This is a genomic window from Caballeronia sp. GACF4 (genome assembly GCF_023631025.1).
Taxonomy (GTDB): domain Bacteria; phylum Pseudomonadota; class Gammaproteobacteria; order Burkholderiales; family Burkholderiaceae; genus Caballeronia.
In genome coordinates, this window is record NZ_JALQDW010000005.1 from 237,464 (window position 1) to 257,453 (window position 19,990).

At 62.5% G+C, this 19,990-nt stretch carries 18 protein-coding genes and 1 other RNA gene; 4 read left to right on the forward strand and 15 right to left on the reverse strand.

What is annotated here, in order from left to right:
- Window positions 1-141: 141 nt before the first annotated feature.
- The 3 genes from NCR40_RS07275 to ndk all read right to left on the reverse strand — a co-directional run bounded on the left by NCR40_RS07275 (window position 142) and on the right by ndk (window position 3,149).
- Entirely contained in the window at window positions 142-1,230 is a 1,089-nt protein-coding gene (locus NCR40_RS07275; RefSeq protein WP_250509092.1) for a helix-turn-helix domain-containing protein, read from the reverse strand.
- Window positions 1,231-1,417: 187 nt separating this feature from the next.
- On the reverse strand, window positions 1,418-2,560 hold the full coding sequence (rlmN, locus tag NCR40_RS07280; RefSeq protein ID WP_250509093.1) for a dual-specificity RNA methyltransferase RlmN: 1,143 nt from the start codon (window positions 2,558-2,560) through the stop codon (window positions 1,418-1,420).
- Window positions 2,561-2,723: 163 nt separating this feature from the next.
- Entirely contained in the window at window positions 2,724-3,149 is a 426-nt protein-coding gene (gene ndk / locus NCR40_RS07285) for a nucleoside-diphosphate kinase (RefSeq protein WP_244825340.1), read from the reverse strand.
- Between the two features lie 356 nt (window positions 3,150-3,505).
- Here ndk and NCR40_RS07290 point away from each other — a divergent pair, with 356 nt between their 5' ends.
- The gene (locus NCR40_RS07290; RefSeq protein WP_250492297.1) at window positions 3,506-4,204 is read left to right on the forward strand and encodes a Bax inhibitor-1/YccA family protein; all 699 of its coding nucleotides are present in this window, start codon (window positions 3,506-3,508) and stop codon (window positions 4,202-4,204) included.
- Between the two features lie 70 nt (window positions 4,205-4,274).
- Here NCR40_RS07290 and rlmD read toward each other — a convergent pair whose 3' ends face one another.
- From rlmD to surE, 6 genes are all read right to left on the reverse strand, one after another.
- Window positions 4,275-5,693 (reverse strand): 23S rRNA (uracil(1939)-C(5))-methyltransferase RlmD, encoded by a 1,419-nt coding sequence (gene rlmD, locus NCR40_RS07295; RefSeq protein WP_250509094.1) that lies wholly within the window; start codon window positions 5,691-5,693, stop codon window positions 4,275-4,277.
- A gap of 65 nt (window positions 5,694-5,758) precedes the next feature.
- Complete coding sequence (locus NCR40_RS07300; protein WP_250509095.1) at window positions 5,759-6,535, reverse strand: 3'-5' exonuclease; 777 nt, start codon at window positions 6,533-6,535, stop codon at window positions 5,759-5,761.
- 45 nt (window positions 6,536-6,580) lie between these two features.
- Window positions 6,581-7,678 (reverse strand): RNA polymerase sigma factor RpoS, encoded by a 1,098-nt coding sequence (rpoS, locus tag NCR40_RS07305; RefSeq protein WP_250464972.1) that lies wholly within the window; start codon window positions 7,676-7,678, stop codon window positions 6,581-6,583.
- 11 nt (window positions 7,679-7,689) lie between these two features.
- Window positions 7,690-8,631, reverse strand: a complete 942-nt coding sequence (locus NCR40_RS07310) for a peptidoglycan DD-metalloendopeptidase family protein (RefSeq protein WP_244825345.1) — start codon at window positions 8,629-8,631, stop codon at window positions 7,690-7,692.
- A gap of 5 nt (window positions 8,632-8,636) precedes the next feature.
- Window positions 8,637-9,734, reverse strand: coding sequence for a protein-L-isoaspartate(D-aspartate) O-methyltransferase (locus NCR40_RS07315; RefSeq protein ID WP_250464973.1), 1,098 nt, complete (start codon window positions 9,732-9,734; stop codon window positions 8,637-8,639).
- Window positions 9,731-10,489, reverse strand: coding sequence for a 5'/3'-nucleotidase SurE (gene surE, locus NCR40_RS07320; protein WP_250464975.1), 759 nt, complete (start codon window positions 10,487-10,489; stop codon window positions 9,731-9,733). Before surE ends, NCR40_RS07315 begins: the two co-directional genes overlap by 4 nt.
- A 103-nt stretch (window positions 10,490-10,592) precedes the next feature.
- On the opposite strand from surE, the gene NCR40_RS07325 reads away from it, so the two are divergent.
- On the forward strand, window positions 10,593-11,567 hold the full coding sequence (locus tag NCR40_RS07325) for an NADPH:quinone oxidoreductase family protein (protein WP_244825348.1): 975 nt from the start codon (window positions 10,593-10,595) through the stop codon (window positions 11,565-11,567).
- 130 nt (window positions 11,568-11,697) lie between these two features.
- Here NCR40_RS07325 and NCR40_RS07330 read toward each other — a convergent pair whose 3' ends face one another.
- From NCR40_RS07330 to ffs, 6 genes are all read right to left on the reverse strand, one after another.
- On the reverse strand, window positions 11,698-12,903 hold the full coding sequence (locus NCR40_RS07330; RefSeq protein ID WP_250509096.1) for a CaiB/BaiF CoA transferase family protein: 1,206 nt from the start codon (window positions 12,901-12,903) through the stop codon (window positions 11,698-11,700).
- Between the two features lie 21 nt (window positions 12,904-12,924).
- Window positions 12,925-13,149, reverse strand: a complete 225-nt coding sequence (locus NCR40_RS07335; RefSeq protein WP_014191626.1) for a DUF1653 domain-containing protein — start codon at window positions 13,147-13,149, stop codon at window positions 12,925-12,927.
- Window positions 13,150-13,171: 22 nt separating this feature from the next.
- Complete coding sequence (recR, locus tag NCR40_RS07340; RefSeq protein WP_244825350.1) at window positions 13,172-13,768, reverse strand: recombination mediator RecR; 597 nt, start codon at window positions 13,766-13,768, stop codon at window positions 13,172-13,174.
- 59 nt (window positions 13,769-13,827) lie between these two features.
- A complete protein-coding gene (locus NCR40_RS07345; RefSeq protein ID WP_244825351.1) occupies window positions 13,828-14,154 on the reverse strand; it encodes a YbaB/EbfC family nucleoid-associated protein in 327 nt (108 codons plus the stop codon).
- A 118-nt stretch (window positions 14,155-14,272) separates the two neighbouring features.
- Window positions 14,273-17,413 carry a DNA polymerase III subunit gamma/tau gene (gene dnaX / locus NCR40_RS07350; protein WP_250509097.1) on the reverse strand — a complete coding sequence of 1,047 codons (3,141 nt, stop codon included), beginning with the start codon at window positions 17,411-17,413 and terminating at the stop codon, window positions 14,273-14,275.
- Between the two features lie 185 nt (window positions 17,414-17,598).
- Window positions 17,599-17,697: signal recognition particle sRNA small type (ffs, locus tag NCR40_RS07355), an RNA gene on the reverse strand.
- 347 nt (window positions 17,698-18,044) lie between these two features.
- On the opposite strand from ffs, the gene trxA reads away from it, so the two are divergent.
- The gene (gene trxA, locus NCR40_RS07360; protein WP_008349330.1) at window positions 18,045-18,371 is read left to right on the forward strand and encodes a thioredoxin TrxA; all 327 of its coding nucleotides are present in this window, start codon (window positions 18,045-18,047) and stop codon (window positions 18,369-18,371) included.
- Window positions 18,372-18,611: 240 nt separating this feature from the next.
- The gene (rho, locus tag NCR40_RS07365; protein ID WP_244825353.1) at window positions 18,612-19,877 is read left to right on the forward strand and encodes a transcription termination factor Rho; all 1,266 of its coding nucleotides are present in this window, start codon (window positions 18,612-18,614) and stop codon (window positions 19,875-19,877) included.
- Window positions 19,878-19,990 lie beyond the last annotated feature (113 nt).

The window sequence follows — 19,990 nt, forward strand, 5'->3', positions numbered from 1 at the left end:
CTTTGGCCACCAGGCGCCGCGTGCAAGCGGCGCGACGGTGCGAATATGGAACCTTGAACGGGCATCACGGAAAAAGCCGGAATGCCCATGACTTGCACGCGCGCTGAACCTCCGACTCCGACACCGCTACGCGCCGCCCGTTCAGGGCAGCGTGAAGCGCGCGACGTTGCCGCGTGCGGAAACGTATTTCTTGGCGTCGACCGGCTGATCGTCAAACGAGATGGAATCGACGCTCTTCGCGTTGCCGACGGTCACCTTGAACGGCGCTTCGCCCTGCACGCGTTGCGTGCTTCCCGCGTGGACGAGACCGGAGAAAACCTCCTTGCCGTCCTTGCCGCGCACGCTGAACCAGCTATCTTCCTTCACTTTCAATTCGACTGCGCTCGCGCCCGTGCCGGCGACGACCGGCGCGGATGCGGCGGCGCCAGCGGCCGGCGCCTGCTTGGCTGCGGCCGACGCGCTTGCGCCCTGCAACGCCGCAATGGTCGACGACGAGGCCGGCAACGCGTTCGTGCCGAGCGGACGTGGCATCGGCTGTTCGCCGGGCGCGGCGGCCACTTCGGGCAGCGAGGCGGCTTCGCCGGTGTTCGCCGCGGCGGCTTCATCAGGCGTGGAGACGACGGAAGCGGACACCGTGTCGCCCGGCGCGGCCGTGCCAGCGCCCGTGCTCGACTTGAGGCGCGCGAGCCACGCCGACGAATCGCCGCCGGTATGCCACATCACGAGCGCGGCCAACACCACGACGACCGCCGCGATGCCCCAGAGCCACGAGCGCTTCTTGCCCGACGAACCACCTAGCGGCACCGACACGCGCTGTCGCGGCAGCCCCGCACCCGCCGAAGCAGGCACTTTCAGATTTTGCCCGACCGCCGCGCCCTCGCGACGAAACGCCTGCGTGAAAGGCGCGGGATCGGTACCAAGAACCTTGGCGTAGCTACGCACGATACCCGCTGCGAACGTGCGATCGGGCAGTTGACTGATGTCGCCCGCTTCGAGCGCGAGCAGCTTGCTCGGCGAGACCTTGAGACGCGCTGAAATGTCGTCGATCGACCATGACTTCGCGTGACGAAGCTGCGCGAGCCGCGCGCCGACGGCGGCAATCGAATCCAGAGGCCCCGTCTGACTCGCGTTCGATGCCGCCCCGCCAGTGCCCGCCTGACTGTCATGCTCATTGACAGGAAGACCCCCGGTATGACTGCCAAAAGGCGTCGGGTGCTGCGGCTCACTCATCCCAATTTCCTCGCATCGATTCTTTTATATAGCGCGGCTAAGCCGGCGGATTGCATCAAAACGTGAACGATACAGCCCCGGCAATGTTGCAGACCGCTTTATAACAAAATGTTCGGCTTTGCGCGCCGGCCTGGCGCGACTTCCGTCTTTTCGGACTTGTTTTTCTTCGCTGTACGGCGGCAATGCGTCAGACCGCGCGCACCTCGATCACCTTGCCTGGCGCGCGACCCATGCGTTCCACGAGGCGCGTGCGATCCTTCACCTCGCCCGCAAGCTGCCCGCAAGCTGCGTCGATGTCGTCGCCGCGCGTCTTGCGCACGGTGGTGACAATGCCCGCGTCCATCAGAACCTGCGCGAAGCGCTTGATCTGCTCGTTCTTCGAGCGAGTCAGACCTGATTCCGGGAACGGATTGAACGGAATGAGGTTGAATTTGCACGGCACGTCGCGCGTGACGGCCAGCAGTTCGCGCGCATGGGCTTCGGTGTCGTTGACGCCGTCGAGCATGCAGTATTCGAACGTGATGAAATCGCGCGGCGCAACCTTCAGATAGCGCTGGCACGCAGCCATCAATTCACGCAGCGGATACTTCTTGTTGAGCGGCACCAGCATGTCGCGCAGCGGATCGTTCGGCGCGTGTAGCGACACGGCAAGCGCCACTGGCAGATCCGCGGCGAGGCGGTCCATCATGGGCACGACGCCGGAAGTGGATAGCGTCACGCGACGGCGCGACAGGCCATAGGCGTTGTCGTCGAGCATTAGACGCATGGCGGGCACGACGGCGTCGTAATTCAGCATGGGCTCGCCCATGCCCATCATCACGACATTGGTGATGACGCGCTCGCCCTTTCCCGGGCCGCCGACTTCGCGCCCGAGCGACTTGCGCAGCGCGAATTCGGCCATGCGCAACTGGCCGATGATCTCGCCAGTGGTCAGATTGCGGGAAAATCCCTGCTTGCCTGTGGAACAGAACCGGCAGTTCACCGCGCAGCCTGCCTGCGAGGACACGCACAACGTGCCGCGCGTTTCCTCGGGAATGAACACGGTTTCGACCGCGTTGCCGTTGCCTACGTCGATCAGCCACTTGCGCGTGCCGTCGGTGGAAACGTGATCGCGAGAGATTTCGGGCATCGCCAAACTGGCGAGACCCTTGAGTTTTTCGCGCAGCGATTTCGCGAGGTCCGTCATGCCGTCGAAGTCGTCGACGCCATATTGGTGGATCCAGCGCTGCAATTGCTTGGCGCGAAACGGCTTTTCGCCCAGGCTGCCGCAATAAGCGACGAGCCCGGCGGCGTCGAGATCGAGAAGATTGACGGTGCTGCTGTTCGTCATGTCGAGTCCTGCCATTTCAGATTGCGAAGCTCGGGAGCTTTTGCCCGAGACCGTTCGCGCCAATTCCTGCATGTTCCAGCTTTTCAAGCGATGCCGGCGCGACAGCCGCATGATCCGGCGCACTGCCTCGAGGCACGGACCGATGCGGCAACCAACGCGCGACTTAGCGCGAGTAGACGTTCACTTGCGGGAAGAAGAACGCGATTTCCTGCGCTGCCGTTTCCGGAGCGTCGGAACCGTGCACGGCGTTTGCATCGATGCTGTCCGCGAAATCAGCGCGGATCGTGCCCTTGTCTGCCTTCTTCGGATCGGTCGCGCCCATCAGGTCGCGGTTCTTGATGATCGCGCCTTCGCCTTCCAGCACTTGAATCTGCACCGGACCGGAGATCATGAATTCCACGAGGTCCTTGAAGAACGGGCGTGCAGCGTGCACTGCGTAGAACTTTTCCGCGTCCGCGCGCGACAGATGCACCATGCGCGAAGCAATGATCTTGAGTCCAGCACTCTCGAAACGGCTGTAGATTTGGCCGATAACATTCTTTGCCACTGCGTCCGGCTTGATAATCGACAGGGTGCGCTCGATTGCCATGAAAAACTCCAAAAAATTAACGGTTTACGGATTAAAAGGAATGGACAATTGTAGCATGAAGCAGGGTATGATTGCGATTGAAACCTTACGGCGCCGTAAGGGTCGAACCGTCATACGCCAGCGTGCCTTGAGCGTGTATCGCGCCGAGAAACGTCGGCGCCATTGATTTCGGACCGTGCGGCAGTCATATTGGAGTCGAGCCGCGCTTTGCAACCGCCTCGCGACATCAGGCACTGCACGAAACCGGAATGGCGCGGGCAACGGCCTCATAATCGCTTAAGTATTCCTACCGTATCATTCGTATATGACGGATGTAGCGCGGGTCGACGACAGACAATTTGAAGCAAGGAGAAACCATGAACGAATCACCCTACAGTTTTGGACGCAACGGCAGCGTCACTTCGGTCGAGGTGCGCAACCGCGTGCTACGCAACACTTACTGGCTGCTGGCGCTTTCCATGGTGCCGACGGTGCTCGGCGCGTGGGTCGGCGTAGCGACGGGCTTTTCCCTCTTCGCGGCCACCAGCCCGGCAATGAGCTTCATCGCGTTCATGGCGATTGCGTTCGGCTTCATGTTCGCCATCGAGAAAACGAAGAACAGCAGCATGGGCGTGGTCGTCCTGCTCGGCTTCACGTTCTTCATGGGCCTGATGCTCTCGCGTCTTTTGAGCTTCATCCTCGGTTTCTCGAATGGGCCGCAGCTCATCATGATGGCCTTTGGCGGCACGGGCGTGATTTTCGCGGCCATGGCGACCATCGCCACGGTCAGCAAGCGTGACTTTTCGGGCCTCGGCAAGTGGCTGTTCATGGGCGTGATGGTCATTCTGCTGGCTGCAGTCGCGAACATTTTCCTGCAACTGCCGGCGCTCATGCTGACGATCTCCGTGCTCGCCATCGTCATCTTCTCGGCTTACATGCTGTTCGACGTGCAGCGCGTTGTGAATGGCGGCGAGACGAACTACATCAGCGCGACGCTCGCCATCTACCTCGATCTGTACAACGTCTTCACGAATTTGCTGGCACTGCTCGGCATCTTCGGCGGCAACCGGAACTGATCGAACCGGTGCTTCAAACGAAAAACCGGCCTTCGGGCCGGTTTTTTTTGCCTTCTTAAATAAAAGCGCTTCAGTCGCGTTCGAACAATGCAATGGATTCGACATGCGACGTATGCGGGAACATGTTGACGACGCCCGCGCCCTTCATCCGATACCCCGCCTCGTGGACGAGCAGGCCGGCGTCGCGCGCGAGCGTCGCCGGGTTGCACGACACATAAACGATGCGCTTCGGCAGCGAACCCTCGCCGCTTTGAGCGATGTCCGCAAGCGCCTTCGCCACTGCGAGCGCGCCCTCGCGCGGCGGATCGATCAGATATTTGTCGAAGTGCCCGAGCGCGCGCAGATCGTCGGCAGTCACTTCGAACAAATTGCGGCAGGCAAACGACGTATGGCCGTCCACGCCATTGGCCTGCGCGTTTTCCAGCGCGCGCGCGGTCAGCCCTTCGCTTCCTTCGATACCCACCACTTCGCGCGACACGCGCGCAAGCGGCAGCGTGAAGTTGCCGATGCCGCAAAACAGATCGAGCACACGATCGTTCGGTTCCGGCGCGAGCAGGCTCAACGCGCGCGCCACGAGCACGCGGTTGATCTGATGGTTCACCTGCGTGAAATCAGTCGGCTTGAATGGCATGCGGATGTGAAACTCCGGCAGCGTATAAGCCAGTTCGCTCTCGAGCGGATAAAACGGATAAACCGTGTCGGGACCTTTCGGCTGCAGCCAGAATTGCACGCCGGCGTGTTCGTCCGCGAAGGCGCGCAAAAGCGCTTCGTCGGCGTCGTTGAGCGGTTCGAGAATGCGCAACACCAGCGCCGTCACGTCCGCGCCAACCGCAAGCTCGATCTGCGGCATGCGGTCACGAATGGACAAACCGGCTACCAGATGCCGCAGTGGCACGAGCATGGCGGAAACGTGCGGCGGCAGCACCTCGCAGCTCGTCATGTCGGCGACGTAGCTGCTCTTGCGTTCATGAAAGCCGACGAGCACGCCGCCCTTTTTCTCGACGTGCCGCACCGTCAGGCGCGCGCGATAGCGATAACCCCACGACGGCCCGTGAATCGGCCGGAACATGGTTTCCGCGCGCAGTTTCGACAAATGCTGGAGATTGTCCTCGAGCACCCGCTGCTTCACGGCAATCTGCGCGCGCACGTCGAGATGCTGCATGGAACAACCGCCGCACGTGCCGAAGAACTGACACTTCGGCTTCGTGCGGATGACCGCCTCGCGCAACACGTTCACCACTTGCGCCTGCTCGAAACTCGGCTTCTTGCGATAGCTCGAATAGCTCACTCGTTCGCCGGGCAGCGCGCCTTCGACGAAGATCACCTTGCCCGGCTCGCCGTTCTCGTTGACCGTGCGGCCGACGCCGCGCGCGTCCATGTCGAGTGACTCGATTTCGATTTCGGGCGCGACGAATGACGGATCGGGCGTAACGGTTTTGGCCGGCGCGGCGCGGCGGCGATGCGAATTTTTTCGAGCGGCTTCAGACACCTGCGTACTTCCTGACTGACGTGTTGGCAAAGGCGAGATTGTAGACGAACGTCACGGCCTCGCACTCACCGGCCGAATGCGGTGAGATATTCGGCCCAATGCGGCGACGCTTCCAGCGCGAGCGCGTTCTTCACGAAGTTGATCTCGTCCGCGTACTCGTCCGGCGTGAGTCCGCCACGCATCATCTGAAAGCGGCAATACATAAGGTAAGTGTTGACGACATCCGTTTCGCAATAGTTGCGGATCTCGTCGATCTGACCATCGCAATAGGCGTCCCACACCTTGCCGCCGTCCATGCCCAGCTTGCCTGGGAAGCCGCACAGTTTGGCGAGTGCATCGAGCGGCGCGTTGGCGCGCGCCTGATACATCGCGAGCACGTCCATCAGGTCGAGATGCCGCATGTGATAGCGGCTGATGTAGTTGTTGAACCTGAACTCGCGATCGTCCTGGCCCAAGTCCCAGTAACGCGGCGCCGCGATGCCATGCACGAGCGCACGGTAATGGAGCACGGGCAGATCGAAACCGCCGCCGTTCCACGAGACGAGTTGCGGCGTGTATTTTTCGATCACGCGATAAAACGACTGGATCAGCGATGCCTCGCCATCCGTCTTCGTGCCGAGCGAGCGCACGCGAAAACCGCTGTCGTCGCGAAAGACGCAGGAGATCGCGGCAATGCGTTGCAAATGATGCGGCAAGAAGTCGTTGCCTACGCGCTCGCGGCGCGCGGCGAACGCGCGTTCGGCGACTTCGCGCGCGGACAGATCGTCGGGTAAGTCTTCGAGACGGCGAATGCCGTCGACATCGGGAATGGTCTCGATGTCGAATACGAGAATCGGTGTCATTGAATTCTGGAAACGCGGCGCTCTTTCGAACGCCGCTTTGGAGCGTTAAAGCACGGCGTCCTTGCGCACGCCGTTCGAGGCGAAGAAGCGTTTGAGCCGCACGAGCGCCTCTTGCTGGATTTGCCGTACGCGTTCGCGCGTGAGGCCCATTTCATCGGCCAGTTCTTCGAGCGTGGCGGGCTCGATATGGTTCAGCCCGAAACGCCGTTCGATCACATGCCGATGTTTATCCGACAGACGCGAAAGCCAGAGCCGCGTGAGCGTTTCCAGTTCGCGGTGCTGAACTTCGGCATCCGGCGACTGGCTTTGATCGTCCGAAAGGAGATCGAGCAGGCTGCTGCCGGGGTCGAGGTCGAGCGGGGCATCGAGCGAAGCCGTGTGTTCGTTGAGCGCGAGGATATCGGTGACTTCCTCCGGCGTCTTGCCGGTGAGATACGCAATATCCTCGATGCTCGCGTCGCGGCGCTCGGGCGCGACGGGATCGGTGGAATTCGCCGAGTTCTTTTCCAGATGACGCTTCGCGCGCAACACTTGATTCAGTTCGCGAATCACATGCACCGGAAGGCGCACCGTGCGCGCCTGATTCATGATTGCGCGCTCGATGCTCTGGCGAATCCACCACGTGGCGTAAGTCGAAAAACGAAAACCGCGCGTGGGATCGAATTTCTCGATTGCGTGCATGAGACCGAGGTTGCCTTCCTCGATCAGATCGAGCAAAGGCACGCCGCGATTGAGATAACCCTTAGCGATACTCACCACCAGCCGCAAATTGCGCTCGATCATGACCTGGCGCGCCTCGAACTCGCCCGCCTTGGCAAGACGCGAATAACGCTGCTCTTCCTCGACGGTGAGCAGCGGTTTCACGCTGATGCGATTGAGGTAATGCTGAATGGTGTCGGCCGTCAGTTCGGCCTGCAAAAGAGAGCGAAAGTCGTCGGGTTCGGGCGCGGAATCGTTTGCGCCTTCTCCCGACTCGTCGCCACCCTTTTTACGGTTTTCGCCTTCTTCGTCGGAATCGATATCGACGTCGATGTTTTCGGCATCGTCGTCTCGGGTCGAAGCACCGTCTTCCACCGACACTTGCAACGGTCGGCTGATGGTCTCAGTCTCGGCTTGCGGCTGGCGGCGCTTCGTTTTTTGCATGATGGCTCGCTTTATTGCGGCGGCAAATACTTCAGTGGGTCAACAGGTTTTCCCTGCCGGCGAACTTCGAAATGCAACATCACACGGTCTGAATCGCTGTTGCCCATTTCGGCGATTTTTTGACCTTTGGTCACCGCGTCTCCTTCTTTTACCATCAAAGCGCGGTTGTGTGCGTACGCAGTGAGAAAAGTCGCGTCGTGCTTGATGATGATGAGATTCCCGTAGCCGCGCAAGCCATTTCCGGAGTAGACGACCCTGCCATCCGCCGATGCATTGACCGCATCTCCCGGTGCACCGCCAATGTTCAAACCTTTGTTCTTCGCGTCGTCGAATGTGCCGAGAATCGGACCACGCGCCGGCCAGATGAAAGCCGGTTGAGCCGTTGCCGCGCTGTCCACGCCCGGCGCCGGCGTGGTGCCCGCGAGCGCACCGGATGCAGCTCCCGGCGCCGCACCCATGCCCGACGACGGACCGTAGTACGGCGGCTGCGTCGTTGCACCCGACTGCGGCGTGCCATAGACGCCCGCGCCGCCGTTAAGCGGTTGCGTAGCCACCGCGCCACCCGCGATCGGTGCGGTCGACACGCCCGGCGTCGCCGCTGCCAGATTCGCACCCGGAGGCGCCACACGCACCAGTTGACCGACTTCGATCTGGTTCGGGTTCGTCAGGTTATTCCACGTTGCGATGTCGTGATAATTCTGACCGTTTTCCAATGCGATCCGATATAGGGTGTCGCCCGGTTTCACGCGAATATAGCCAGGCGGCGGCGGCTGGTTGGCAAGCGCGGCGGCATCCGTGGCGATAGGCGCGCCCGTTCTGTCGACCACCGGCGCTGAATCCATCCGCGACGCACAGGCCGCCAGCATGGACAGCGCAAGGACGCACACACCGCGCTGCGCCGCCGTCAGGCGAACGTCCGCACGCGTTTCTCGCAAAGCACGCAAGATACTCATCGGTTTCAAATCACTCCGGATTTTAAAGGTACAAAAAAAACGCGATCGAGCTGCGACTCCCGCCATTGCGTGGCCGACACGCGCGTGACGAGCGTGAGCACCTGCGACTGCGCGGCCTGCGAGCCCACCGGCGCGACGAGCCTGCCGCCTATCGCCAGTTGTTCGAGCAAGGCCTGCGGCACGTCGAGTCCCGCGCACGCGATCACGATGGCATCGAACGGCGCCGCGGCAGCCAGTCCGAGCCGCCCGTCGCCGTAATGCAGCCGGATATTCGGCACACGCAGCGGCCGAAGATTGAGCTTGGCGCGTTCGGACAACGGCCGCACGCGCTCGATCGAATAAACCTCGGTCGCGACCTGCGACAGCACCGCTGCCTGATAGCCGCAACCGGTGCCGATTTCCAGCACCTTGTCCAACGTGCGCCCTGCCGCGACCAGTTCGATCATGCGCGCGACGACCGACGGCTTGGAGATGGTCTGATGGTGACCGATCGGCAGCGCGGCATCTTCGTAAGCCTGCGCGGCGAGGCCGGGGTCGACGAACATATGGCGCGGCACGACCGACATGGCGTTCAGCACGCGCGGGTCGGTCACGCCGTTCGTGCGCAGGCGTTCGACCATGCGCTCGCGCACCCGTTCCGAGGTGAGCGTCTGCGTGCTGGCGAATGCCACGTTGGGCGCGCCCTTTTTCGTGGCCGTCGATGCCGCGTTCAGATCGCGTCCGGCGGGACGCTGCGCGGTGCGCAATGCACTCGTTCGGGGATGCGGCGCCTGGGCCGGACTGCGATTCGCGCCCGGAACCGGTTTCGCAGTTCCACTTGCCGGTTTGGTAGCGGCCTTGGCGACGGAATTGACGACAGGCTGAGCCACCGAGCGCACCGGAAAAACCGTGGTCGCGGACTTGGCGGATGCCGCCGCGCTCGCCGGATTCTTGAGCGCTGAAGCCGCGCCGCGCACACTGCCCGGCTTCGCGGCAGCGGCTTTCGTGGTCGATACCGCCACTGACTTGGCGCGCGCGTCCTGCGTGCGGCCGGCCGGCTTGCGCGGCTCGCGCACGAGGTCCGCGAGCGCCAGCGGGAAGCGCTTGGCGCGCTCGTCGCTCATGAGCGACGGCTCCCGGCTTGCGCCCATTCGCGGGTCTCGGCCATGAGTTTCGTGTGAGTCAGGTCGAGCTGCAGCGGCGTGATCGAAACGAAGCCGTTCGCGACTGCGTGAAAGTCGGTGCCTTCGCTGGCGTCGAGCGCGTCGCCCGACGGGCCGATCCAGTAGATCGGGTTGCCGCGCGGGTCGGTCTGGCGAATCACCGGCTGCGACGGATGCCGCTTGCCCAGACGCGTGACCTTCCACTCGCGCAGTTGGTCGTACGGCAGGCTCGGAATATTGACGTTCAGAAGCGGATGACCCGGCATGGGGTGATCCAGAAAATGCGCGACGATTTCGGCGGCCACGCGCGCCGCATCTTCTAGATGCAGCCAGTCACGCCCGACGAGCGAAAACGCGATAGCCGGAATGCCGAACATGAAGCCTTCGGTGGCGGCCGCGACCGTGCCGGAATAGAGCGTGTCCTCGCCGACATTCTGGCCGTTGTTGATCCCTGACACGACGAGATCGGGCCGCGCTTCGAGCATGCCGGTGAGCGCGATATGCACCGAGTCGGTTGGCGTGCCGTTCACGAAGTTGAAACCGTTAGCCGACTGATGCACGCTCAATGGCCGCGACAACGTGAGCGAGTTGGACGAGCCGCTGCAGTTCTGCTCCGGCGCCATCACCGTTACTTCGCCGAGCGGCTGCAAGGCGTCGTGCAGCGCGTTGATGCCGCGCGCCAGGTAGCCGTCGTCGTTGCTGAGTAGGATTCGCATCCGGCGATTGTAACCGAGGAAACATGACGCGCCCACGCTTTGCGGGGTCGCGCACAGACAGCCGTCTGCCCTACACTTGGCGCCAGGCCATCAAGGAGGACACATGCGCGCCGTTCGATGCAACCAACACGGATTACCCGATACGCTCACCGTCGAAACGCTGCCGGATTTGCACCCCGAAGCCGGGGAAATCGTCATCGATGTGAAGGCCGCGAGCGTGAATTTTCCCGATGTACTGATCATCCAGAACAAGTACCAGTTCAAACCGCCGCTGCCATTTACGCCGGGTGCGGAACTCGCGGGAATCGTGCGTGAGGTGGGTGCGGGCGTCACGCGCGTGAAACCTGGCATGCGCGTCGCGGCTTACACCGCGCAAGGGGCATTCGCGCAACAGGCGCGTGCTCGGGAAACGGATTGCGTCGTGCTGCCCGACGACGTCGACCTCGCGCTCGCCGCGGCCTTCACGCTTGCCTACGGCACGTCCTATCACGCGCTCGTGGATCGCGGCGCGCTCAAGTCGGGCGAGACGCTCCTCGTGCTTGGTGCGGCGGGCGGCGTGGGCGTCGCGGCAATTCAGATCGGCAAGATTCTCGGCGCGCGCGTGATCGCGGCGGCATCGAGCGCGGAAAAGCTCGCGTTCTGTCGCGAGCAAGGCGCGGATGAAATCATCGACTATCGAAACGAAGACTTGCGCGAGCGCGTCAAGGCGCTCACCCATGGCCAAGGTCCCGATGTCATATTCGATCCGGTGGGCGGCGCCTATGCCGAACCGGCGTTTCGCAGCATCGGCTGGCGCGGGCGTTATCTCGTGGTCGGCTTCGCCAACGGCGAGATCCCGAAGCTGCCGCTCAATCTCGCGTTGTTGAAGGGCGCGAGCATCGTCGGCGTGTTCTGGGGCGATCACATGCGCCGCGAACACGCGATCGCCGATACCGAATTTGCCACCATGGTCGACTGGATCAAGGCCGGCAAGTTGCTGCCGGTGGTGACCAAACGCTATCCGCTCGATGCAACCGCGCAAGCCCTCGACGACATGATGAACCGGCGCGTGACGGGGAAGATCGTGATCGAGCCTTGAGGCGCTTCGAAGGTTGGTCGTGGGCCACGGTGCATGCGCGACGCCCTGCCCCATGCGCAAGCCGGCGCCGGTGTCGCGGCCATCTTCGGGCCGCCGCGAGAGTTCGCGTTTTTTACGCGTAACGACTTCCTCAGATCACGTTCGCCGCACGCAACCGCGCGATGTCGTCCTCGGCATACCCAAGCAACCGAAGCACTTCATCCGTATGTTCGCCGAGTTGCGGCCCGAGCCAGCGCGTCTCGCCAGGCGTCTCGGACAGCTTCGGCGTCACGTTCGGCAGCGTGATCTCGCGGCCGTCCTGCCACGGAAAACGCTGCAGCATTTGACGCGCGATGTACTGCGGATCGGTGAACATGTCGGCCACGCTGTAGATACGGCCGGCGGGCACATCGGCGGCGTTGAGGACGGCGAGTGCCTCGTCGATACTGCGCGTCGACAACCACGCGGCGATGGCATCGTCGATTTCCTGCGTGCGCGGCACGCGGCCATCGTTCGAAGCGAGCGCGGGATCGTCGGCGAGATCGGCGCGGTCGATTGCCGTCATCAACCGCTTGAAAATGGGATCGCTATTGCCGCCAATGACGATGCTGCCGTCGCGGCACGGATAGGTATTCGACGGCACGATGCCCGGCAGCGACGCGCCGGTGCGCTCGCGCACCATGCCATAGACGCCGTACTCGGGCACCACGCTTTCCATCATGTTGAAGACGGCTTCGTAGAGCGCGACATCGACCACCTGCCCTTTGCCGCCATTCACCTGCCGATGATGCAGCGCCATCAACGCGCCGATCACGCCGTGCAGCGCGGCAATGGAGTCGCCAATGGAAATGCCGATGCGCGGCGGCGGTAACTCGGGATAGCCCGTGATATGACGCAAGCCGCCCATCGATTCGGCGATCGCGCCAAAGCCCGGTCTGTCGCGATACGGCCCGGTCTGGCCGTATCCCGAGAGCCGCACCATCACGAGACCGGGGTTTTCGGCAGAAAGCACCTCATAGCCGAGCCCAAGTTTTTCGAGCAAGCCCGGCCGAAAATTTTCGACGACGATATCCGCTTCTTTCGCCAGCCGCCGCACGATCTCCTTGCCCTCTTCGGCCTTCAGATTGATCGTCACGGACTTCTTGTTGCGCGCCTGTACCGCCCACCAGAGCGACGTTCCGCCCACTTCAGGGTAAAGCTTGCGCCACTTGCGCAGCGGATCGCCGCCCTTCGGATCTTCGATCTTGATGACATCCGCGCCGAATTCGCCCATGAAGCGCGCCGCGAACGGTCCCGCGATGAGCGTGCCGAGTTCCAGCACCTTGACGCCGGCAAGCGGGCCCGTCGATGCGGTCATGTCGTTCGTCTCCGCCAATTTTTAAAGTGGGATGTCGAGTGGCTTGAAGCGCGGCGCGCCGTCGGCGAGCGTCTCGTTGAACATCGCGGCGGGCCGGACCCATAAACCGCGATCATGCGGCCAGAGATGCTCGTAGACGATCATGGCTTCCTCGGTTTCCGAGTGCCGCGCGACGCCGATCACGCGATACAGCCCGCCCTTGTAATGTCGATGCGTCGCGAGCGCGAGTGCTTCGGTTTCTGTCATCGATGCAGTCCTTGATCTTTTCTCACACCGAGCGGCGGTCGAGCATCGCGCGGGCGATGGTGCCGGCATCGACGTATTCGAGTTCGCCGCCCACCGGTACGCCGCGCGCGAGCCGCGTGACCTTCAGCCCTTTCGACTTGAGCGTCTGTGCCAGATAGTGCGCGGTCGCCTCGCCTTCATTCGTGAAGTTGGTGGCAAGCACCACTTCATTCACGGTGCCGTCGAGCGCGCGGTTGATGAGCCGCTCGAAGTGGATTTCCTTCGGCCCGATGCCGTCGAGCGGACTCAGCCGGCCCATCAACACGAAGTAGAGCCCGCGATACGTGAGCGTCTGCTCCAGCATGATCTGATCGGCCGGCGTCTCGACGACGCATAGAAGCGCGGAATCGCGTTCTTCGTCGCTGCATACTTCGCAGATGTCGGCTTCGGTGAAGGTATTGCACTTCTCGCAGTGCTTCAGATGCCCGGTCGCGAACAGCAGCGCGTTGCCGAGTTTGTCGGCGCCCGCGCGGTCGTGCTGCATCAGGTGATACGCCATGCGCTGCGCCGACTTCGGGCCGACGCCGGGCAACGCACGCAGCGCTTCGACGAGCGCCGACAAGGCGGATGGTTGTTTCATGTGTCCTCAGGGGCGGGCCGAAAGCGCGGCAAACGCCGCGTGCGCCTTCGGCCACGCGCTTAAAACGGCAGCTTGAAGCCGGGCGGCATGGGCATGCCGGCCGTCATGCCGCCCATCTTTTCCTGCGTGGTGGCTTCGGCCTTGCGCACGGCGTCGTTGAACGCGGCGGCAACCAGGTCTTCGAGCATGTCCTTGTCGTCGGCGAGCAGGCTCGGGTCGATCTGCACGCGGCGCACGTCGTTCTTGCAGGTCATCGTCACCTTGACGAGACCGGCGCCGGACTGGCCCTCGACCTCAATCAGCGCGAGCTGATCCTGCATCTTCTTCATGTTTTCCTGCATTTGCTGAGCTTGCTTCATCAGCCCGGCGAGTTGGTTCTTCATCATGATTCGGCTCCTTGAAACGGATAGTGCGTATGACGGGCAGACGCTCAGGCGAAAATGCCCGTGCGCCCGGTTGATTCGTTCGCGGCGCGGCTTCTGACGGCGCGCCTCGCGGGATGGCTTATCTTACAGAAGACGCGCCCGAAGGATTCGCGCCCGTTGCGGCAACCGGCTTGATCGATCCCTGCACGATGCTCGCGCCGAAATCGCGAATGAGCGATTGCACGAACGGGTCTTGCCTGATTTCCTGCTCGGCTTGCTGCTGGCGTTTAGCGCGTTCGGCGGCGTCGAGCGCGGCGGCGGTGCGGCGTGCGGGCGCAACCGACACATTGACCTCGAGCGCGCGGCCGAGTTTCTCCGTGAGCGCGGTCTTGAGCTTGGCGACTTGCGCGGCGTCCGCGTATTGCGGCACGGGAACGACGAGTGTGAGCGAACTGGCGTCGCAGGCGGTCAGTTCGCTGTTGAACGCGAGCTGGTATGCGATGCCCTTGAGCGGCAGATCGACCGCGAGCGTCGCCCATTCTCCCGCGATGCCGATAGGGTCGAGCGGCACGGCGGGCGGCAGCGGCGTGGCGTCGATCTTCGGCGCGGGCTTCGCCGCGGGCGCGGGTTCGCTGCCGAAGCGCATGTCGTCCGGTGCGCTATCGAACGCGGGCATATAGCCGTCGTCGGGAGCGGCGGAGAAGTATTCATCCTCCGATCCGGGCGGCGGGTAGTCGTCGGGCGGCATGTCTTCCCAAGGAGGGATGACCTTGGGGCTTGCTTTCGCGTTGGCGTCATTGCCGGCGCGAGCGGTATTGTCGACGCTGGCGTTCGTGTTGGTGTTGGCGCTACCGTTGCCCTTGCTGTCGACGCGAACGTTGCCGCCCACGCCGGCGCTGCGCCCGCGAACGCCATTGTCGAAGCCGACGTTGCTCCCGCCAATGGCATCAGCACCCGCGTTGTCTGCCGCAGGCGTCGCCTGTACGTCAGAGCCCGCGCTGGCGCGCGGCGCGACGCGGCGCGGCGTCGGCACGGGAACCGAGGGCTTCGGCACGGCAGGTTTCGTTGCAGCAGGAGCGCCCGCTGGCGCTGCCGCCGCGCCTCTTCCACCGCGATCCGATGAAAGTCGCATGCCCGCACTACGCAATACTTCGAGCGCGTCCCTCGCGCCACCTGCGGCGCTGCGCGGCGCGACTGATCCGGCAGACGGCGACGCGGTTTCGGGCGCGCCATTATTAGAAGCCTCGTCTACAGCTTGCCGAGCCGCGGCAGAAAGCGGCGCCGATGCGACTGGCACTTCGTCAAACACAACGTCTCGTGCATTCCCGACAGCAGACGGCGTATTGGCCTGAACGATCTCTGCTGTGCCTTGCGCGAGCGGCGATTCGGCGGCCTCGGCTATAGAAGGCGAATCGGCAGAGTCGGCCTTCCGCACATCTGAAGATGCGGCGCTCGGCGTGGCCGAATCGAAGTCTTTCCGCGCCACCGGTGCATCGCTTGAAGATGCGATGGTGTTCAGAGGCGCGGCCGAATCGGCAGCGGCCGCGGCAATATCCCGCGCGCCTGGAGGCGTGGCGCTATCTGCAACAGGAGCGGGATTGGCAGTGGCCGTCTGCGCGTCTGAAGATGTGGCGCTGTTCGACACTAAAGCTGAATGACCGACGTCCGCTCTCGATGCGCTTGACAAGCCAGCCGTGTTTGCAAGCGCAGTCGAATCGCCAGAGGTCGCGTTCTTCGCGCCCGAAGGAGCGGCACTTCCTCCGGCGTCCCGCAAGTCCGCGGAACCGGCGTAAGCCGCACGCGATGCCGCATCCGCCATCGCCGATTCTCGTGCATCGGACGCGCCGACTGGCTTCGCGACTGATTCAGCCGATTCGACACTGCGCTTCGCTTCAGCGCCCGCAAGCTCGTCGGATGCGTCACGTGGCCCGACTTTCGCCGAGGTCGCAGACCGTGCGCCATGCATGTCCAAATCGGAAGCAGCCGCTTCACCTGACTCAGCCAACTTCTCAAAAGAACGGTCGCTAATCTGGTGCCGCGCGCCCGCTCGATCCGCCAGAACGCCATCCCGAGCCACCGGTGCCGGCGCCACGGCCCGCTCCGCCATAGCTCCCGCGAGCGCCGCATTGCGCGCGCCCTTCACGCTTTGCGGCGCGCTCACCACGAGCCCGCCACCGCCACCTCCGCCCGGACCGCCAGCGGGTTCGAACGCGAGCATGCGCAGAAGCGTCATGGTGAAGCCCGCGTATTCATCAGGCGCGAGCCCCAGTTCGCTGCGTCCGACGGTCGCGATCTGGTAGAACAACTGAACCTGTTCGGCCGACAAGCCCTCGGCGAATCGACGAATATCTCCCGCCTCCGGCCACTCGTCCAGCACCGATGCCGGCGCGAACTGCGCCCACGCAATCCGATGCAGCAAGCTCGCCAGATCCTGCAACGCGGTCGAGAACGATAGACTGCGCAAAGCCATTTCATCGGCGATGGCGAGCACGCCCGCGCCATCGCTTGCGGCGAGGGCATCGAGCAAACGGATCAGATAGCTTTGATCCAGCGCGCCGAGCATGCCGCGCACGGCTTCCTCGGTCACCTGATTGGCCGAATAGGCGATAGCCTGATCGGTCAGCGAAAGCGCGTCGCGCATGCTGCCGTCCGCCGCGCGCGACAACAACCGCAGCGCCTGCACTTCGAAAGCAATGCTCTCTTGCTGGAGGATGTTCTCCAGATGCGACACGATATGCCCCGCAGGCATCTGCTTCAGATTGAACTGGAGGCAGCGCGACAGCACGGTGACCGGAATCTTCTGCGGATCGGTCGTGGCGAGAATGAACTTCACATGCGGAGGCGGCTCTTCCAACGTCTTCAACATGGCGTTGAACGCGTGGTTCGTGAGCATGTGCACTTCGTCGATCATGTAGACCTTGAAGCGCGCGTCGACCGGTGCATAGACCGCGCGCTCGAGCAGCGCCGCCATTTCGTCGACACCGCGATTGCTCGCCGCATCCATTTCGACGTAATCGACGAAACGGCCTTCGTCGATTTCCCGGCAAGCGCGGCACACGCCGCACGGCCTCGAGGTCACGCCGGTTTCACAGTTGAGCGCTTTTGCGAAGATGCGCGAAAGCGTGGTCTTGCCGACGCCGCGCGTACCCGTGAAAAGATACGCGTGATGCAGGCGGCCACCGTCGAGCGCGTGCGTGAGCGCACGAACGACGTGCTCCTGGCCGACGAGCGACTCGAACGATTTCGGCCGCCATTTGCGTGCGAGAACTTGATAGGTCATGCGCGAAATTGTATCAGCAACGACTAGCGGCAAACGCCGCCGAAAGCGGCTGTCCGGCGCATCCGGAGCATGCGTGAAGAAGCGGATTCAAGTCGCGTAGATGCGAGCGAATCGACTAAAAACCAGAGGAGAGTGAAGCAGGAAACCGCGGAGATTGAAGCCGGAAAAACGCAAATAAAGCGGAAGGTGACGAGCCCGACCCTCGGCACTGGTGGAAAGCGGCTGTGGCTGCTTCGTTCCCGACCTGACCAGGTTGACCGCGCCACCATGCGAGGAGGCCCGTCACGTCGAATCATATCACGCCGATAGCCGCGCCCGATAGACCTCGCGAGCACGCCGCCGACGCCATGCGGCTCCGCTCTTGCATTGCCCGAATGCGCCTCCAGTTGAGTAATGAAGGGCTGCGCGACGGCGCCTATCGGCATCGGCGACAGATAGCAAATTAAGCTAAGATGAGCGTTGAATCACGTGCGGCGCATGCTTCATCGTCCATGCGGCCAGTCCGCAAGGCTCGTCAGACGTGGTAAGCCGGCTTCGTCTCGCCCAAGCGGCGACGAAAATCTTTTACTGTTTTGGTGTATCGTGGCGAGCATTCAAACGCGGGCCTCGAATCAATAGAGGTATTCAGACAATGAGCGAATCAATCAAGCACATCAGCGACGCATCTTTCGAACAAGACGTCGTCAAGTCGGACAAACCTGTTCTGCTCGATTTCTGGGCCGAGTGGTGCGGTCCGTGCAAGATGATTGCCCCGATCCTCGATGAAGTCGCAAAGGATTACGGCGATCGCCTGCAAATCGCGAAGATCAACGTCGACGAGCATCAATCGACGCCGGTAAAGTTCGGCGTGCGCGGTATTCCCACGCTGATCCTGTTCAAGAACGGCGCAGTGGCCGCGCAGAAGGTCGGCGCGCTGTCGAAGTCGCAGTTGACCGCGTTCCTGGACAGCAACCTGTAATAGCTCGACCGGTTCGGAGCCAGCGTCGTCGGCCTTTGAACCGCGCTTGAACCACGGCGCCGATGTTGTCCACCGACAACATCGGCGCCAAAGCCCCGCCCCCGGCCAAGCTAAGGCTCGCGTCGCGTGTGCTATGCTAGAATTACAAGAGTTCAAGAAGTACTAAGTCCTAGAGCGGTTCCGCTCACCTCTTCTCCCAAATCTTTCTGTCGTACCTCTTCTCCCTGGCGGGAAATCCGTATGCATTTATCCGAGCTCAAGTCTCAGCACGTGTCTGCACTGATCGAGATGGCCAATGGCCTCGAGATCGAAAATGCGAACCGCCTGCGCAAGCAGGAACTCATGTTCGCCATACTTAAAAAGCGCGCCAAGGGTGGCGACACGATTTTCGGCGACGGCACGCTCGAAGTGCTGCCCGACGGCTTCGGCTTCTTGCGTTCACCCGAGACTTCGTATCTCGCGAGTACGGACGACATCTATATCAGCCCGTCGCAGATTCGCCGCTTCAATCTGCACACCGGCGACACCATCGAAGGCGAAGTGCGCACGCCGAAAGACGGCGAGCGCTATTTCGCGCTGGTGAAGGTCGACAAAGTCAACGGGCAGCCGCCCGAGGCCTCGAAACATAAGATCATGTTCGAGAACCTCACGCCGCTGCATCCGAATAAGCCGTTGCCGCTCGAGCGCGAAATGCGCGGCGAGGAAAACGTCACCGGCCGGATCATCGACATGATCTCGCCTATCGGCAAGGGCCAGCGCGGTCTGCTCGTGGCGTCGCCGAAGTCGGGCAAGACGGTGATGCTTCAGCACATCGCGCATGCCATCAAGTCGAACCACCCGGATATCGTGCTGTTCGTGCTGCTCATCGACGAGCGTCCGGAAGAAGTCACGGAAATGCAGCGTTCGGTCAAGGGCGAAGTAATCGCTTCCACCTTCGACGAACCTGCCGCGCGCCACGTCCAAGTCGCGGAAATGGTGATCGAAAAGGCCAAGCGCCTGGTCGAAATGAAGCACGATGTCGTGATTCTGCTCGACTCCATCACGCGTCTCGCGCGCGCCTACAACACGGTCGTGCCGGCCTCTGGCAAGGTGCTGACGGGCGGTGTCGACGCCAACGCGCTGCAGCGTCCGAAGCGCTTCTTCGGCGCCGCGCGCAATATCGAGGAAGGCGGGTCGCTCACGATCATCGGCACCGCGCTGATCGAAACCGGCAGCCGCATGGACGACGTGATCTACGAAGAGTTCAAGGGCACCGGCAACATGGAAGTGCACCTGGAACGGCGTCTCGCGGAAAAGCGCGTGTATCCGTCGATCAATCTGAACAAGTCGGGCACGCGCCGCGAGGAACTGCTGATCAAGCCGGACCTGCTGCAAAAGGTTTGGGTGCTGCGCAAGTTCATTCACGACATGGACGAAGTCGAAGCCATGGAATTCCTGCTCGACAAGATCCGTCAGACGAAGAGCAATTCCGAGTTCTTCGACTTGATGCGGCGTGGTGGCAGCTGATTTGCCATTCGCTTATGCGTCGAGAAAAAACCGCCTGCCTTTGGTCAGGCGGTTTTTTTATGTCGTCGCTGTCGGCTGATATCGATTCGCGTTTGCCGGCCACTCTATCCGCG

Coding starts and splice junctions, on each gene's coding strand:
- dnaX (WP_250509097.1), bottom strand. CDS start 17,413: ATGACCTATCAAGTTCTCGCACGCAAATGGCGGCCGAAATCGTTCGAG.
- NCR40_RS07345 (WP_244825351.1), bottom strand. CDS start 14,154: ATGATGAAGAACCAACTCGCCGGGCTGATGAAGCAAGCTCAGCAAATG.
- rlmN (WP_250509093.1), bottom strand. CDS start 2,560: ATGACGAACAGCAGCACCGTCAATCTTCTCGATCTCGACGCCGCCGGG.
- NCR40_RS07300 (WP_250509095.1), bottom strand. CDS start 6,535: ATGACACCGATTCTCGTATTCGACATCGAGACCATTCCCGATGTCGAC.
- rho (WP_244825353.1), top strand. CDS start 18,612: ATGCATTTATCCGAGCTCAAGTCTCAGCACGTGTCTGCACTGATCGAG.
- NCR40_RS07330 (WP_250509096.1), bottom strand. CDS start 12,903: ATGACCGCATCGACGGGCCCGCTTGCCGGCGTCAAGGTGCTGGAACTC.
- NCR40_RS07310 (WP_244825345.1), bottom strand. CDS start 8,631: ATGAGTATCTTGCGTGCTTTGCGAGAAACGCGTGCGGACGTTCGCCTG.
- NCR40_RS07275 (WP_250509092.1), bottom strand. CDS start 1,230: ATGAGTGAGCCGCAGCACCCGACGCCTTTTGGCAGTCATACCGGGGGT.
- NCR40_RS07290 (WP_250492297.1), top strand. CDS start 3,506: ATGAACGAATCACCCTACAGTTTTGGACGCAACGGCAGCGTCACTTCG.
- NCR40_RS07315 (WP_250464973.1), bottom strand. CDS start 9,734: ATGAGCGACGAGCGCGCCAAGCGCTTCCCGCTGGCGCTCGCGGACCTC.
- recR (WP_244825350.1), bottom strand. CDS start 13,768: ATGAAACAACCATCCGCCTTGTCGGCGCTCGTCGAAGCGCTGCGTGCG.
- surE (WP_250464975.1), bottom strand. CDS start 10,489: ATGCGAATCCTACTCAGCAACGACGACGGCTACCTGGCGCGCGGCATC.
- NCR40_RS07325 (WP_244825348.1), top strand. CDS start 10,593: ATGCGCGCCGTTCGATGCAACCAACACGGATTACCCGATACGCTCACC.
- ndk (WP_244825340.1), bottom strand. CDS start 3,149: ATGGCAATCGAGCGCACCCTGTCGATTATCAAGCCGGACGCAGTGGCA.
- rpoS (WP_250464972.1), bottom strand. CDS start 7,678: ATGCAAAAAACGAAGCGCCGCCAGCCGCAAGCCGAGACTGAGACCATC.
- trxA (WP_008349330.1), top strand. CDS start 18,045: ATGAGCGAATCAATCAAGCACATCAGCGACGCATCTTTCGAACAAGAC.
- NCR40_RS07335 (WP_014191626.1), bottom strand. CDS start 13,149: ATGACAGAAACCGAAGCACTCGCGCTCGCGACGCATCGACATTACAAG.